This window comes from Duganella sp. AC237 (assembly GCF_979254035.1).
Map to the genome: position 1 here is coordinate 2,760,274 of NZ_CEEDEW010000003.1, position 14,070 is coordinate 2,774,343.

Consider the following 14,070-nt stretch of genomic DNA (forward strand, 5'->3'; position numbering starts at 1 on the left):
CCGTAAAGCTTTACTTCCGGTAGCTTTACGGCGACTCCTAATTAAACCTGAGGCTCGTTTTTGACCTGCGGGTCGTGCATAAATTCTACGCCAGCGGCATTTTTAAAAGTGAGCTTAAAACTGATATCGACCTTTGACGTATTGGCATCGATAAAGGTCAACTGTTTGCCGCTGAGACTAACACTAGGTGCGCTCAGTTGGTCGTTTCCTAATGTCTGGATAATCATCCCCGTAAAGATGATTCCCTCGTGCTCGTCATCATAGATCTGATAATTTATAACAGTATCTTTTTGGGTTACACATGGCATTTCAGGAGCGGTATGTACTTTGTAAGTGCCAGGCTCGTCGCCTGCTTTGACTTTTACCATCACATTTATAAACTGGGTGGATGCATGAATTTTGCTCATGAGTTCGCTTTCTTGGGTGGGTGGGTAGACAAATATTGCAGATATGACACGTCGCGGTATGGCATTGCCTCCAGCTGTTTTTTTGCACCTTCTACCTGATCGTTTTGGTTCAGGCAGGCGTGCACTGCGACCCATGGGGCTAGCAGATGGAAATCGGAACTATCTTTCACTAGCGGACTTAGCAGCGAGCGTGCGGCATCGCAGTGCCGAAGTGCATCTCCATTGGTCCGCATGTGATCGAGATCGGCATTGAGCAATAGTGTATCGATTAGCGCGCGAAGTATCACTTGGTCGGATGGAACGGCCGAATTCAAATGCTGTAATTTTTTAAGTGCTGGTTGCAGCGTAAAGGACGCGGCTTCCGTCTGTTGCTGTTGATGTTGTACGATAGCCTTGCGGTATTGCACCATTGCGACCAGCGTTTGCAGATTCAAGTGTTTGGGCTCAAGTAGGCTCAGCTGGAAAAAATGTCCTTGCAGTTGTTCGAGCCTCGCAAGTTCCTGTGCCGGTCCTTGTGGCTTGGTGTCGGTGTCATACATGCGCAACTCGGCAATGTACAAATTGCGCTGCCACTTACGATTGCTGCTATCCTTCTCGACTATTTTCGTAAACAACGCGTGTGCCTGCCGGGCGTCGTTGTGCGCCGCTGCTAGCTGACCTCGCGCTTTTTTTAGGTCGGATTGGTGGGACCACGTCGATGCAAGTTCATTGAGCCATGTTATGTCATCGGGATAGGCTTCGTGTAGTTGCTGTAACAACGCTAAGCTGCGCGCGTACAGTGATTCAGCCCGCTCCAACTTACCTTGTTGCATTTGCGCGCTTGCCAGCCAAGACAGGCTGTCAGCCAGATCGGCAGTGAGTTGTTTGTCCTTGGGCTTTTGCGCATGAGCGCGGGTTTTCAAGTCCACAGAGAGTGCAAACTCGTTTGCAGCGTTGGCGATGTCGCCGCGCCGCAGGGCTACAGTGCCGAGTGAGTTGTGGGCATAAGATTGTTCGATCCAGTTTTCACTATCTAGCGGTGCTGCTGCCGCTAATTGATTACTGTGGTCGCGGTATTCGCCGAAGTAGCGTTCCGCCTGTTGCCAATCCTTTTGATCAATGTGAATCTGGCCCAGCCAGAAGGCATTCTCACCAGCGCTTTTGCGCAAACCCAGGTCGGTTGGATGGAGTTCCAATTGCCGTTGCAGCATCGCCCGACCAGCCAGCAGGGCCGTGCTGGCGCCTGCCGGGTCGGCGCGCGAAATGCGTACCTCGGAGATCAGTTGCAGCGATTTAGCGCGCTGGGCGACGACGGTGGCGTCATCATTGCTGCGGGCGGTATCCGACAAGTAGGACAGCGCACGCTTGCTAATGCTGTCAAGCAGGTCTAATTTTCCGATTGGACGCAGCTTGTCGACGAATTCGCCAAGCATATAACCCATCAGACTTTCTGCTTCGGCCCGATGCGCTTCGGCCTGGGTTTGTGCAGAGCGAGCGACTAGTCCCAATCCTCCGGCGAGCAAAGCAAGACCTGTCACAACAGCCATGATCGCTAGTCGTAGTCGCTCACCACGTCGCTCTCGTTGCAATGAGTCTGCTATAAATGCCTGTTCTTCCGGGCTGAAACTGAAACCGCTGGTTGTCAGAAGTTGTCGCGCCTGGATGGTCTGAGTTCCAGCCGGGAGCAACATATCGGGCTTGCGACCGCTTTCTTGCCAGCGGTTGGCCTGGGCGCTAATGCGGCTGCGCGTTTGCAGGGCTTGGCGGTGTTCGTCGATCCACGCGACGACACGTGGCCAGCGGCGCAGCAGGGCCTCGTGTGCGATACCGAAGGCTGGTGCTCCGCCGTGCAGATCACTGACAAAGAGGTGGGCGTCGACTAGCGCTTGTACCAGTTTGGTTTCGTCGTCGCCGCTTAATGCCGACCAAGGCACGCGGCGAGAGGTAACGGTTGACTCATCCTCGGTCACGAGAACCAATCGCGACAAGAGCTGGGACAGGGCAGCGATCTCTGATGCCTCCAATGTAGAGATCACTTGCTCGGCGCGCGCGCCGATGGCACCTTCCAGGCCGCCCATGTCGTGATAAGCCTTGTGGCTCAATTCCCCATCGGGACTGCGCTGGCGGTACAGCTCTTGCAGGCAGTATTGCAACAAAGGCAATGTATCAGGTCCGGCCTTGGCCGCGCTTATTAGCAATTCGTCCAGACTTTCCCCATGCCCATCGACCGTGTAGCGCAACTGCGCCACCTGTGCGGGATGGCGGATGATCTGCGCGATGTCCGCGCTGCCTGGCGGCGTCAGGTCGAAGTGGCCTCCACGCAATTTCATGCTCATCAGCGCGGGATAGGCCGTCAGATGTGGGTAGAAATCGTTGCGGCAGGCTAGCACCAACAGCACGCAGCCGGAGCGCGCCAGCTGGTCCAGCACGTTGATGAAGACGGCGCGTTCCTGCTCACTAATATGCGGCAGGCGGAAGATCGCCTCGAAACGGTCGATGAACACCGCCAGCCGGATCGTTGCTGACCTTTTTTGCAACTGTTCGATCAAACCCGGCAAATCCTGCGCCATATATTGCGCGAGAGTGGCGGCGCTGGTGTTTTCAAACAGCAGTCGGTCGTCGATTTCGGCGTCGAGCAGCACGCTGGCGAGCGTTTCCAGCAGCCCCGACTGCCCCATGTCGGCGCAATCGAGCTGCACATGGTCGCTGATCGCGAGTCCAGATTCCGCCGGCGCGGCCCCCGCCTTGAGCGCCGGAATCAATCCAGCTTGGACCAGGGAAGTCTTGCCGGCGCCCGACGGTCCGAGTACCAGCACCATCGAGCAAGCGGCCTGAACCTGAGCCACTACCACCTGCACCAATTGATCGACGCTGAGCTTGCGGCCGAAGAAAATGGCCGCGTGTTGTTCCTCGAAAGCTTCCAGACCCCGGAACGGAGAGGCGTGCGTCCAGCTGCCGTTGCTGACGTCGTCGTCGTAGCTGAGCTCGGCCAGCAGGCGGTAACCACGCTTACGAATAGTTTCAATGTAGCGCGGCTCGGCGGCCGAGTCGTCGAGCGCGCGGCGCAGCTGGGTAATGATTTTGTGGACCGCGTTGTCGCTCGCGGGGGTGTCGCCCCAGCAGGCGTCCAGCAGCGCGTCGGCCGAGACGACGTCGTGCGGGTGCTTGCAGAAATGTAACAAAACATCCATGGCGCGTGGTTCCAGCTGCCGGCTAAGCACGCCAAAACTCAGCGTGTTGGTGGCCGGATCGACGCGCCACTGACCAAAACGGAAGCTTTTACGGTTCACACTAACCTTCTTCGCCCAAAAATAAAAACTTTTAAATCAACGAGTTAGCAGTCCGAAGGTTTCCAGAAGGCCATTTATATAGCTAGTCAGTACAGTTGCTTAAAATCTGTACCTTTAGTGAATATTAACATTAGGCTGGGGAAACTATTAAACATTCTGCTCTCACTGTTGTGTCTTCGCGCAGTCGGTACGCCGGCGCCGCGTCCGTTCCCCATCCGAACGAGGTGCGCGCCGAGCTGCGCCGCATCGCGGTCAGTCGCACCTTTGCCGCGTCGCAGCGCTGCTGCGCGCTTCTGGACCATCTGGTCCGTGATCTTGGTAACCAAAAGTATCAAGGCGGCGATGGGGCGATGCCGGCCGGTGGGCGCTCAACGTCCGGGTCCGGTCTTGGAATGGATCTGGCCGCCGCGGTCCAGTTGGCGCGTTTGCGCAACCGGCTGAGCGATTATTACGAGGTCGAAGGGCAGCAAAATCCGTTGCGTATCCGGGTGCCGGACGACGGTTACCAAGTACGCATCGACATCGCCGAACCGGCTCAAAGTCTATGAATTCAGACATCATCTTGCACCCCAGGGAGGTCCCATGGTTGTTTTAACCGGCGTCAAAGCCCCGTTCGAGCTGACCCAGCATGCGATACCAATTAAGCAACAAGGAATCGATTTTGCGATACGCTATTACAGTCACCACGCCGGCAAGAACTTGTCGCTGGCCGAGGCCAGGGCGCTGACCGACGCCGGCATCCAAATCGGTGTGGTCTGGGAAACGATCGGCGCGCATTTGCATTCGTTCAGCCGCGCGCAGGGTTTGGCGGACGGCGCCGCCGCGTATCTGATGGCGCAATCGGCCATTACGCAGCCGTCGGGCTCGGCCATCTACTTCGAGGTCGACTGTCATCCCACGGCCGAGGATATCGCCGGTCCGATCACCCGCTACTTCGAAGGCGTCAATCAAGCGTTCAACGCCGCGCGGCCGGGCGAGCCGCATTATCAGATCGGCATTTATGGGTCCGCCGCCAGTTGCGAAGCCATCGTCGCCAGCGGCTTGGCGTCGTTGAGCTGGCTCTCGCCATCGGAGGGGACTGCGGCAGATGGCGGTGCCGGCTACGCTGGCTATAACCTCAGGCAACTTTCTTCGAGCGTCTTGCCCGTCGACGACGGCAAGAAAATCCATGTCGATCTGGCCCGTAGCAACGACGGCTTGCCAACCGGTTTATTCAGGGTGCTGTAGTGCCGACCATTCACTTTACCGAATTACCCACGCTGAAGACCGTCAAGCCGTCCAAGACGGTTTTCCTGAATAATACCGGCCAGGACGTGGTGCTCAAGTTCGTCACCGCGCCCGATTTGGTGCTGCCGGCTTACACCATCAGCACCCGCATCAGCGCGGCGATCGACTGCATTTGCCTGGGCGCGACCAATTATTATTCGACGCACAGCCAGAATTACGCGATCGCGGAGGACTGCACCGCCGTGCTGACCTTGAATGATCAGACGCTGGTCATGGTGATCTCGCCGTGACTTTGGGAAAACGGCGCGGCGCTGTAAGATGCGGGGCATGAATCTTCAGCTTACTGCCCGCGACAACGGCCGCAACGCCGGCCTCGATACCTTGCGCGCGCTTGCGATCGTTCTGGTGTTCATGAATCACTACATGATCTTCGTCAGCTTCCGGCCGACCTTCGGCTGGATGAGCGAGATCGGCTGGGCCGGCGTCGACCTGTTCTTCGCGCTGAGCGGCTATTTGATCGGCAACCAGATCCTGTCGGGGATACGGCGCCAGCAGGCCGGGCCCGAGCGGTTCTCGTTGCCGCGTTTTTACGCGCGCCGCTTCCTGCGCACGCTGCCGAATTTTTACTTCGTGCTGGCGCTGTATGCCTTGTGGCCATACTGGCGCGGGGAGAGCGTGCTGCCGCCGCTGTGGAAGTTCATCACCTTCACGCAAAATATCCAGCTGACGCCGGGGACGGCCTTTTCGCACGCATGGTCGCTGTGCGTCGAGGAGCAGTTCTACGTGCTGTTGCCGGCGGTGGCGTTGTTGATAGCGGCTTGCCGCAAGTCCTTGCTGTGGGCTTGGGTGGCGGTGATCGGCACCCTGCTGGCCGGCATGGTGGTGCGCGGTTATTTATGGAACGAGGAAGCCGGCCTCGGCGGCCTCTATTACTACACCAATATCTATTACGCCTCTTGGTGCCGCTTCGATGAGCTGGTGTTCGGCGTGGCGTTGGCACTGGTGAAGAACTACCACGGCGGCGCCTGGAAGGTCATCACGTCGCGCGGCAACTGGGCGCTGGCCGCAGGGGCAGGCGTGCTGGCGCTGACCTGGTCGATCTTGCTGGAAGATCACTACGGCCACGTGATGACGGTGATTGGTTATCCGATGCTGGGGGTGGGCTTCACCTTGTTGCTGATCGCGGCGCTCAGTCCCGGATCGCTGCTGCAGCGCTGTCGCGTGCCGGGCGCGGCCAGCATCGCGCTATGGTCCTACGCGATCTACCTGACGCACAAGCAATTGTGCGTGCTGCTGCGCGTGCCCTTGCGCGGCTATGGCTGGGGGCCGGACACGTGGCAGGCGATCGCCATCATGAGCCTGGCCAGTGTCCTGGTCGGCTGGCTGCTGTTCCTGCTGGTGGAGACACCGTTCATGAAATTACGCGACCGCTTCGTCCCGGGCAATTTCGCCAGGCCGAAGGCGGCCACGGAATCGGTGGCCGCCTAGTTCATCTCGATCACGTCGAACGGCGATTGGGTCGAGCCGAGGAAAGCCATGACGCTGCGGGCGCGCTCGCCCATGTCGTCCTGACGCGTGCCGGCGATGGCCGCGCGCAGACCGGGAATGATTTCGGTGATGTGCGGGCTGTCGTAAGCGTTGACCAGCAGCGCGGCCAGTTCGCTGGCGCGGCCGCGGTTGTTGCGCATGCGCTCTTCCAGCATCGCCAGCAGGGTGCGCTGCATGCGCGGCGTGGGATTGGTGATGTAGCCGAACACCAGCGGCGTGTTGCTGATGGCGTCGCACAGACGGCTCTCGATCTGGTCGGGTTTGACGTCGGAGGCGATGTCGAAATAGGCGCCGTTCCAGCGCGTGCGTTCGTACGGGTGGCCGGGCGGGAAGGAATCGGCCGTCTCGAAGCCGAGGACGTGGCTGAGATAGCGTAACCATTTAAGAATAGTGGGCATCATGGCAGCATTTTAACCCAGCCGCAGACGGGAGGAGGCCGCCCCGGGCAACGCCTGCCCGGCGGCGGTTGTAACGGTTTAGACGTGGGCTTCCTCACCCAGTTTCCCGGCGCGGAAGTCCTCGACGGCGGCGAAGACTTCGGCCTGCGTGTTCATCACGAACGGGCCGTATTGCGCGATCGGCTCGTTCAACGGCTTGCCCGCCACCAGAATAAAGCGGCTGGCGTCGGTCGCATGGATGTTCACGCCATCGGCGCCGGCCGTGTTGGCCAGGATTGCCATTTTGCCCGACGCCACATCCTTGTCGCCCACGCGCACCGAACCGCGATACGCGAAGATGAAGGCGTTGTGGCCTTGCGGCAGCGCCTGGCTGAACGAGGCGCCGGCCGGCAGATCGACATCAATATAGATCGGCTCGGTCACTTCGCGTTGCACGGCGCCATCGACGCCATGGCTGCTACCGGCAATCACTTTCACTTTCGCGCCATTTGCCGTGGTGAAGACGGGTACTTCGTCGCCGTTGAAGTCGCGATACCACGGATCGCGCATCTTGTCCTTGGCGGGCAGGTTCAGCCACAGCTGGAATCCCGACATCATGCCTTCTTCCTGCTCCGGCATTTCCGAGTGGATCACGCCACGGCCGGCGGTCATCCATTGCACGCCGCCGTTGGTCAGCAGCCCTTCGTTGCCGCTGCTGTCCTTGTGGCGCATCCGGCCTTCGAGCATGTAGGTGACGGTTTCGAAGCCGCGATGCGGGTGGCTCGGGAAGCCGGCCAGGTAGTCGCTGGCCTGGTCGCTGCCGAAGTTGTCCAGCATCAGGAACGGGTCGAGGCGGCGCTGCAGGGGCTGGGTCAAGACGCGGTTGATCTTGACGCCGGCGCCGTCGGACACGGCTTGGCCGGTGATGAGGCGTTCCACGGTGCGTTCTTGTTGTACGCGATCGCTTGCAACGTTGTTAAATACCTTGCTCATTGACGCTCTCCTTTACGGACCGCGCCACCCGGCGCGATCGATGAATTTATACCAGTACCGAATTGATGTCGGCATCAGCCAAGGCTTGCGCCTTGGCGACCGCGTCCGGGCCCATGCCCATGCCTTCGGCAAAGAAGAACTGGACGTCGGTCAGGCCGACAAAGCCCAGGAAAGTCTTCAGGTGCGCCAGCTGGACATCGTTCGGACCATCCTTGTGCAGGCCGCCACGCGCCACGGCGACGTAGACTTTTTTGCCGGTCAGCAGGCCGACCGGGCCAGTCGGACCGTACTTGAACGTCACGCCGGCACGGGCGATCGCGTCGAACCACGATTTCAGCTGCACGGTCACGCCGAAGTTGTACATCGGCGAACCGATGACAATGGCGTCGGCCGCTTGCACCTGGGCGATCAGGGCGTCGTCCAAGGCCACGCGGGCGGCTTGCTCGGCGCTGCGTTGGTCGGCCGGGGTGAACAGCGCTTGCAAGGTCGGCTCGTCCAGCACCGGATGCGGGTTGGCCGCCAGATCGCGGCGCACCACGGTCGCGCCGGGATTGCCGGCTTGCAGTTTGGCGACGATGCTGTCGGCCATGCGGGTCGATTCGGAACCGGTGCTGCGGGCGCTGGAGTTGATTTGCAAGATGTTCATGGTGTTGCTCCTGAATGTGGTTGTTGGTTGTTGGTTTGTTTGCTGCGATGGAGTTACTTTAATCGTTTCAAAACTGATGCGGAAGCCGTTAAAATGGATAACATTAGTCCATTGGTGGAACAATCGAGGAGCATAGTGTGGAAATAGATCCTGGCGACCTGCTGTTATTCGCCCGCATCGTCGAATGCGGCAGCTTCAGCCTGGCGGCCGAGCGGGTGCAGTTGCCGAAGTCGACGGTGTCACGCCGGATTTCGTTGCTGGAAGCGCATCTGGGCGAGCGCCTGCTTCAGCGCACCACGCGCAAGCTGGTGCTGACCGAGTTTGGCGCCAGCCTGCTGGAGCACGCGCGCAAGGTTGCCGACGAGACCGAGGCGGCCGGTGCGCTGGCGCAGCACCGTCAAGGCGCGCCGAGCGGCTTGCTGCGGGTATCGATGCCGGCGGATTTCGCCAACGTCGGCGTCAGCGAAATGCTGGCGCAATTCATGCACCGCTATCCGGCCATCTCGCTGGAGCTCGACTTGTCGCCGCGCCGGGTGGACCTGGTGGCCGAGAATTTCGACTTGGCGATCCGCATGGGCAATCTGCCGGACGATGCCTCGCTGGCCGCGCGTCGCATCACCTTCAGTTCGCTGGCGCTGTATGCCTCGCCGCGCTACACCAGCGTGCGCGGGCTGCCCGAGCATCCGGACGATTTATTTAAACACGATTTATTGAGTTTGCCGCCGATGGCCAACGGCCTGATCCGGTGGACGCTGCTGCGCGCCAAGGTGCGCTGGGAGCGCGAGCTGCCGGTCAGGTTGCTGGGCAACTCGCCGGAGATGATCGTGCGCATGGTCAGCAACGGGGTGGGCATCGGCGTCTCGACCGAGGCGATCGCGGCGCCGTTTTTGAAAGCGGGGACGTTGGTGCGGGTGTTGCCGGAATGGTCGTTCCCCGAGGTGACGGGGTGGGCGGTGTTCCCGGGCCGGCGCTTGATGCCGGCCAAGACCCGGGTGTTTCTGGATATGCTGGAGGAGGCGTTCGACCGGCAGCTACCCTGATAGCGCCAATTACTTCAAATTGGCCATCATCTCGCCCAGCTTGACCGGACCGGCCGGCTGCCACGCGGGATTGAAGCTCATTGTGTCCTTCGGGAACAGCATGACCACGGTCGATCCCAGCAGGAATCGGCCCAGTTCATCGCCTTTTTTCAGCAAAATGTTCTGATCGTCGTACTTCCACTCGCAAATCTGCGGCGCGCGCGGTGGGTTGACGACGCCGTGCCAGACCGTGGCCATGCTGCCGACGATGGTGGCGCCGACCAGGGTCATGACGAACGGGCCGTTGGCGGTGTCGAACACGCACACGACGCGCTCGTTGCGGGCGAACAAGCCCGGAATGCCGCGCGCGGTGGTCGGATTCACCGAGAACAGCTCGCCCGGGACGTAGATCATGCGCGTCAGCTTGCCGTCGCACGGCATGTGGATGCGGTGGTAGTCGCGCGGGCTCAGATACAGGTTGGCGAAGCTGCCGTGCTGGAACTTGGCGGCCAGCGCGGCGTCGCCGCCGACCAGCGCGGTGGTGCTGAATTTGTGGCCTTTGGCCTGGAAGATCTGGTCGTCGTCGATCGCGCCGAACTGGCTGATGCGGCCGTCGACCGGACAGATGAAGTCGGCGTCGGCAAGCGGGCGGGCGTCCGGGCGCAGCGCGCGGGTGAAAAACTCGTTGAAGCTGGCATAGCTGGCAATGTCCGGGTTAAGCGCTTCGCCCATGTTGACGTCGTATTTGCCGACGAACCAGCGGATCAGGCGTGTGGTCATGGCGCCGCCCTTGGCCCCCGCCACGCGGCCGGCGAAGTTGGTCAACGCTCCCTTGGGAAGCAGGTATTGCGGCAGAACGGCAAGGCGGTCGGACACGATGGGATCCATACAAAAAAATAGCAATCGAGCATTATAGCGCCACCATCGGCGCGATCAGCCTATTCCTGCCAATTCGGACCTATTCATTTTTTCACTATTTATGTTTATGAAATTTCGCTAAACGTTCACAAGTTATCTTGGGTTAAGGAAACTTTTGGCCAAACCAAGGCATAATACCCGCTCCCCTCAGTCTCCCGATCGCCAATTTATGATGCCTGCCCGCCAACTCCGTTTGACGCAGACCGCTGCGGCCGTCCTATCCTTATGTCTCGCCGCCGGCGCCCATGCCGACATCGTGTCCTCCGCCGCCGAAAGCAGTGACGCGCCAGTCGCGGCCGACGGCAAGCCGGCGGCCGTTCAAGCCACCACCGTGCCGATGCAGACGGTGCGCATCAAAGGCAGCGCCGCCAGCTACGACGCGCGCCGCGATGATACCGCTAGCAAGATCGTCGTCGGCAGCGAGGAGATTCAGAAATATGGCGACACCTCGGTCAACGACGTCCTCAAGCGGCTGCCCGGGATCACCATCGGCGGCGCGGCGGGGCGCTCGGGCGGCGAAATCCGCATGCGCGGCCTCGGCGCGGGCTACACCCAGATCCTGATCAACGGCGAACGCGCGCCGGCCGGCTTTTCCATCGACAATCTGGCGCCCGACGTGATCGAGCGCATCGAGGTCCTGCGCGCGGCCAGCGCCGAGTTCAGCACGCAATCGATCGCCGGCACCATCAACATCGTGCTGAAGAAGAACGTCAAGCTGGATCAGCACGTGCTCAAAATCAGCGGCGCCAAGGGCAGTAAATTCAGCTCGCCGAGCGCCAGCATCCAGATGTCCGGCAAGGACGACAACATGTCCTACTCGGTTGGCGCCAATGCGTGGCGCTATATGTACAACCGCCTGACGCCGTCAATCGAGACCGGCACCGATGCCGCCGGCCTGCCGAACGTGGACCGGTCCGCCACCTGGCAGGACCAGGGCCGCTCGGACGGCATGAATTTGTCGCCGCGCATCAATTGGACCTTGGCCGGCGGCGACACGCTGACCTCGCAGACCTTCATCAATCTGAACAAGTTCGACAGCAACAGCCACGGCCGCACCACGGTGAACCTGGCCGGCGACGAAGGTCCGAACTACGACCGCATCGACAACACCTTCAGCAGCCACAACGGCTACGGCCGCACCGATCTGAACTGGGTGCACAAGATGGCCGAGGGCGCCAAGCTGGACATGAAGGTCGGCGTGTCCAGGAACCGCAACACCGGCATGTCGCTGCAACTGGGCGGCAACCGCGACGGATCGCCGAACCTGTACCGCACCGTGGCGTCGCACAGCGGCGAAACGGGATTCAGCACGCAGGGCAAGTACTCGACGCCGCTGACCTTCGGCACGCAGGCCGAGGGATCGGACGAAGCGCCGACCGAGCACGCGCTGGCGCTGGGCTGGGACGCCGGCGTTGTCGACCGCGACGATACCCGCATCCAGCGCGAGCTGCCGATCGCGGGCAGTCTGCCGCCCGACAACAACGACGAGGATTTTTCCGCCCGGGCCACCCGGCTGGCTTTCTACGGGCAAGACGAATGGAACGTCACGCCGCAATGGTCGATTTACACCGGCGTGCGCTGGGAAGGGTTGCAGACGGAGATCGAGGGCGCCAATCTCGAGCGCGTCACCCAGCGCTCGAGCGTGCTCAGTCCGTTGTTCCAGACGCTGTTCAAGCTGCCGAACAAAAAGGACCAGGTGCGCCTGGCGCTGACCCGCACCTACAAGGCGCCGACGACGGCCAACCTGGTGCCGCGTCGCTTCACCTCGGCCAACAACAGCCGCCTGGACCCGGACCGCCGCGGCAATCCGCGCCTGACGCCGGAAGTGGCGCTGGGCATCGACGCCTCGTTCGAGCACTATTGGGGCGACGGCGGCATGCTGAGCGCGAGCGCGTCGGTCCGCCGCATCGAGGATTATATGCACCAGGGCCTGGTCCAGGAGGGCGACCGCTGGGTGTCGACCATGATCAACGACGGCCGCGCCGAAACGCGCGGCATCGAGCTGGAGGTCAAGTTCCCGTTGCGCGCGGTGATGGACAAAGCCCCGGGAATCGATCTGCGCGCCAGCATCAGCCGAAACTGGTCGGAGGTGGACAGCGTGCCCGGTCCGGACAACCGCCTGGACCAGCAGGTGCCGCTGAGCGCCACGCTCGGCGTCGACTACAAGAGCCCGGACGGCATGCTCAGCACCGGCAGCAGCCTGAGCTTCCGCAACGGCGGCCTGGCGCGCCTGAGCGAAACGCAGAGCGCCTACAACTCGGTGCGGCGCGACCTCGACGTCTATGCCCTCGTCAAGCTGGACGCGCAAAACAGTTTGCGCTTTGCCGTGTCCAATTTGCTGGCGCAGGACTACACGACCGAAAGCGTGTATGCCGACGCCCGCGGCACGCTCAACCGCGCGTCGGTGGCCGACGGCGAGACCCAGTTCCGGGTGACGGTGGAGCGGCGCTTCTGATCGGGGCGCCGGGGCCGGTGGTATGATTCTTCGCTGAACTTCAGGCGCGGAAACACCGATGAAAATCCCCAAGAGCACGCTGGAACAATGGCAGGTGTTGCAAGCGATCGTCGAATGCGGCGGCTACGCGCAGGCGGCCGAGGCCTTGCACCGCAGCCAGTCGTCGATCAGTTACATGGTGGCCAAACTGCAGGAGCAGCTGGGCGTGGAACTGCTCGAAATCGACGGCCGCCGCGCCCGCCTCACGCCCAATGGCAAGGCGCTGCTGAACAAGGCGCGCGAGCTGCTCGGCGGCGCCTTTCAGCTCGAGCAACTAGCCGCCAGCCTGGCCGAGGGCTGGGAGCCGCAGGTGAGCATCGCCGTCGACAGCCTGTTTCCGGTCCAACTGCTGGTGCAGGTGCTGCGCGAGTTCGAGCCGTGGGCCCGGCACACGCGCGTCAACCTGGAAGAAACCGTCCTGTCCGGCTCCGAAGACGCGCTGGTGGAAAAGCGCGTCGACATCGCCATCGCCAGCCGCATTCCGGTCGGCTTCCTCGGCGATGCCTTGATGGATATCGAGTTTGTCGCCGTCGCCCATCCCTGTCACCCCCTGCACATGCTCGGCCGCGAGCTGGAGATGGACGACCTGACCCGCAACCTGCAAATCGTGGTGCGCGATTCGGGCACCTTGAATCCGCGCGACCACGGCTGGCTCAACACGGATCAGCGCTGGAGCGTGACCACTCCGCAAACCCGCATGGAGATGATCTGCAACGGTATCGGCTTCGGCTGGCTGGCCGACCACAAAATCCAGGCGCAGCTGGCGCAAGGCCAGCTCAAACCGCTGCCGCTGCGGGTGGGGCAGCGCCGCAAGCTGTCGTTGTCGCTGATTGTCGCCAATCCCGAGGCGGCCGGTCCGGCCGCGTGCAGGCTCGCCAATCTGATACGCAAGGTGGTGGCCGAAGGCATCGAATCACGTCCCCTGTGCGCATGAGCGTGGCGTGAACATTTAATCGGGCAAGCGCTCGGTCACCATTCCTTGCCGGTTTATTCCCACTGCCGTATTTGGCCGCATTCACGCCGGATTACCATTGTCCGGACTCGGGCAATGGTAATGACGGCGGCATGCCGTCACTATTCTTTATTACTGGACTGTCGATCCGGTTATCCGCCGGGACGCGTGATATCGGTCGCGTTTCGATTGCGCAGTTGTGGAAATTATTCATTTTTAT

The 14,070-nt window shown here is 61.2% G+C and carries 13 protein-coding genes; 7 read left to right on the top strand and 6 right to left on the bottom strand.

The genetic code is table 11. The features are described 5' to 3' along the window. Positions 1-41: 41 nt before the first annotated feature. Both AC0IYS_RS12620 and AC0IYS_RS12625 read right to left on the bottom strand, forming a co-directional pair. Positions 42-407: a DP-EP family protein gene (locus AC0IYS_RS12620; RefSeq protein ID WP_471705461.1), complete on the bottom strand. Its 366-nt coding sequence runs from the start codon at positions 405-407 to the stop codon at positions 42-44. Then, a complete protein-coding gene (locus tag AC0IYS_RS12625; RefSeq protein WP_471705462.1) occupies positions 404-3,676 on the bottom strand; it encodes an nSTAND1 domain-containing NTPase in 3,273 nt (1,090 codons plus the stop codon). The genes AC0IYS_RS12620 and AC0IYS_RS12625 overlap by 4 nt, the downstream gene beginning before the upstream one ends. Before the next feature lie 224 nt (positions 3,677-3,900). On the opposite strand from AC0IYS_RS12625, the gene AC0IYS_RS12630 reads away from it, so the two are divergent. The 4 genes from AC0IYS_RS12630 to AC0IYS_RS12645 are packed head-to-tail and all read left to right on the top strand — an operon-like array spanning position 3,901 to position 6,391. After that, on the top strand, positions 3,901-4,224 hold the full coding sequence (locus AC0IYS_RS12630) for a hypothetical protein (protein ID WP_471705463.1): 324 nt from the start codon (positions 3,901-3,903) through the stop codon (positions 4,222-4,224). Positions 4,225-4,258: 34 nt separating this feature from the next. Then, positions 4,259-4,903 carry a DUF1906 domain-containing protein gene (locus AC0IYS_RS12635; protein ID WP_471705464.1) on the top strand — a complete coding sequence of 215 codons (645 nt, stop codon included), beginning with the start codon at positions 4,259-4,261 and terminating at the stop codon, positions 4,901-4,903. After that, complete coding sequence (locus tag AC0IYS_RS12640; protein ID WP_471705465.1) at positions 4,903-5,193, top strand: hypothetical protein; 291 nt, start codon at positions 4,903-4,905, stop codon at positions 5,191-5,193. The genes AC0IYS_RS12635 and AC0IYS_RS12640 overlap by 1 nt, the downstream gene beginning before the upstream one ends. 37 nt (positions 5,194-5,230) lie before the next feature. Then, positions 5,231-6,391 (top strand): acyltransferase family protein, encoded by a 1,161-nt coding sequence (locus AC0IYS_RS12645; protein ID WP_471705466.1) that lies wholly within the window; start codon positions 5,231-5,233, stop codon positions 6,389-6,391. Here the strand turns inward: AC0IYS_RS12645 and AC0IYS_RS12650 are convergent. The 3 genes from AC0IYS_RS12650 to AC0IYS_RS12660 all read right to left on the bottom strand — a co-directional run bounded on the left by AC0IYS_RS12650 (position 6,388) and on the right by AC0IYS_RS12660 (position 8,467). Then, the gene (locus AC0IYS_RS12650) at positions 6,388-6,852 is read right to left on the bottom strand and encodes a hypothetical protein (RefSeq protein ID WP_463451386.1); all 465 of its coding nucleotides are present in this window, start codon (positions 6,850-6,852) and stop codon (positions 6,388-6,390) included. The two genes, AC0IYS_RS12645 and AC0IYS_RS12650, sit on opposite strands and share 4 nt — an antisense overlap. 75 nt (positions 6,853-6,927) lie before the next feature. After that, a complete protein-coding gene (locus AC0IYS_RS12655) occupies positions 6,928-7,821 on the bottom strand; it encodes a pirin family protein (RefSeq protein ID WP_471705467.1) in 894 nt (297 codons plus the stop codon). A 46-nt stretch (positions 7,822-7,867) separates the two neighbouring features. Then, entirely contained in the window at positions 7,868-8,467 is a 600-nt protein-coding gene (locus AC0IYS_RS12660; RefSeq protein ID WP_471705468.1) for an FMN-dependent NADH-azoreductase, read from the bottom strand. A gap of 137 nt (positions 8,468-8,604) precedes the next feature. Here AC0IYS_RS12660 and AC0IYS_RS12665 point away from each other — a divergent pair, with 137 nt between their 5' ends. Further along, on the top strand, positions 8,605-9,507 hold the full coding sequence (locus AC0IYS_RS12665; RefSeq protein WP_471705469.1) for a LysR family transcriptional regulator: 903 nt from the start codon (positions 8,605-8,607) through the stop codon (positions 9,505-9,507). Positions 9,508-9,516: 9 nt separating this feature from the next. On the opposite strand, the gene asd is transcribed toward AC0IYS_RS12665, so the two are convergent. Further along, entirely contained in the window at positions 9,517-10,362 is an 846-nt protein-coding gene (gene asd, locus AC0IYS_RS12670) for an archaetidylserine decarboxylase (RefSeq protein WP_471705470.1), read from the bottom strand. A gap of 211 nt (positions 10,363-10,573) precedes the next feature. Here asd and AC0IYS_RS12675 point away from each other — a divergent pair, with 211 nt between their 5' ends. Both AC0IYS_RS12675 and AC0IYS_RS12680 read left to right on the top strand, forming a co-directional pair. Continuing rightward, complete coding sequence (locus AC0IYS_RS12675) at positions 10,574-12,859, top strand: TonB-dependent receptor plug domain-containing protein (protein WP_471705471.1); 2,286 nt, start codon at positions 10,574-10,576, stop codon at positions 12,857-12,859. A gap of 58 nt (positions 12,860-12,917) precedes the next feature. After that, positions 12,918-13,832 (top strand): LysR family transcriptional regulator, encoded by a 915-nt coding sequence (locus AC0IYS_RS12680; protein WP_471705472.1) that lies wholly within the window; start codon positions 12,918-12,920, stop codon positions 13,830-13,832. The last annotated feature ends 238 nt before the right edge of the window (positions 13,833-14,070 follow it).

Excerpts from the sequence above, each read along its gene's own strand:
- AC0IYS_RS12650 (WP_463451386.1), bottom strand. The coding sequence starts at position 6,852 with ATGATGCCCACTATTCTTAAATGGTTACGCTATCTCAGCCACGTCCTC.
- AC0IYS_RS12655 (WP_471705467.1), bottom strand. The coding sequence starts at position 7,821 with ATGAGCAAGGTATTTAACAACGTTGCAAGCGATCGCGTACAACAAGAA.
- AC0IYS_RS12645 (WP_471705466.1), top strand. The coding sequence starts at position 5,231 with ATGAATCTTCAGCTTACTGCCCGCGACAACGGCCGCAACGCCGGCCTC.
- AC0IYS_RS12620 (WP_471705461.1), bottom strand. The coding sequence starts at position 407 with ATGAGCAAAATTCATGCATCCACCCAGTTTATAAATGTGATGGTAAAA.
- AC0IYS_RS12680 (WP_471705472.1), top strand. The coding sequence starts at position 12,918 with ATGAAAATCCCCAAGAGCACGCTGGAACAATGGCAGGTGTTGCAAGCG.
- AC0IYS_RS12635 (WP_471705464.1), top strand. The coding sequence starts at position 4,259 with ATGGTTGTTTTAACCGGCGTCAAAGCCCCGTTCGAGCTGACCCAGCAT.
- AC0IYS_RS12660 (WP_471705468.1), bottom strand. The coding sequence starts at position 8,467 with ATGAACATCTTGCAAATCAACTCCAGCGCCCGCAGCACCGGTTCCGAA.
- AC0IYS_RS12675 (WP_471705471.1), top strand. The coding sequence starts at position 10,574 with ATGATGCCTGCCCGCCAACTCCGTTTGACGCAGACCGCTGCGGCCGTC.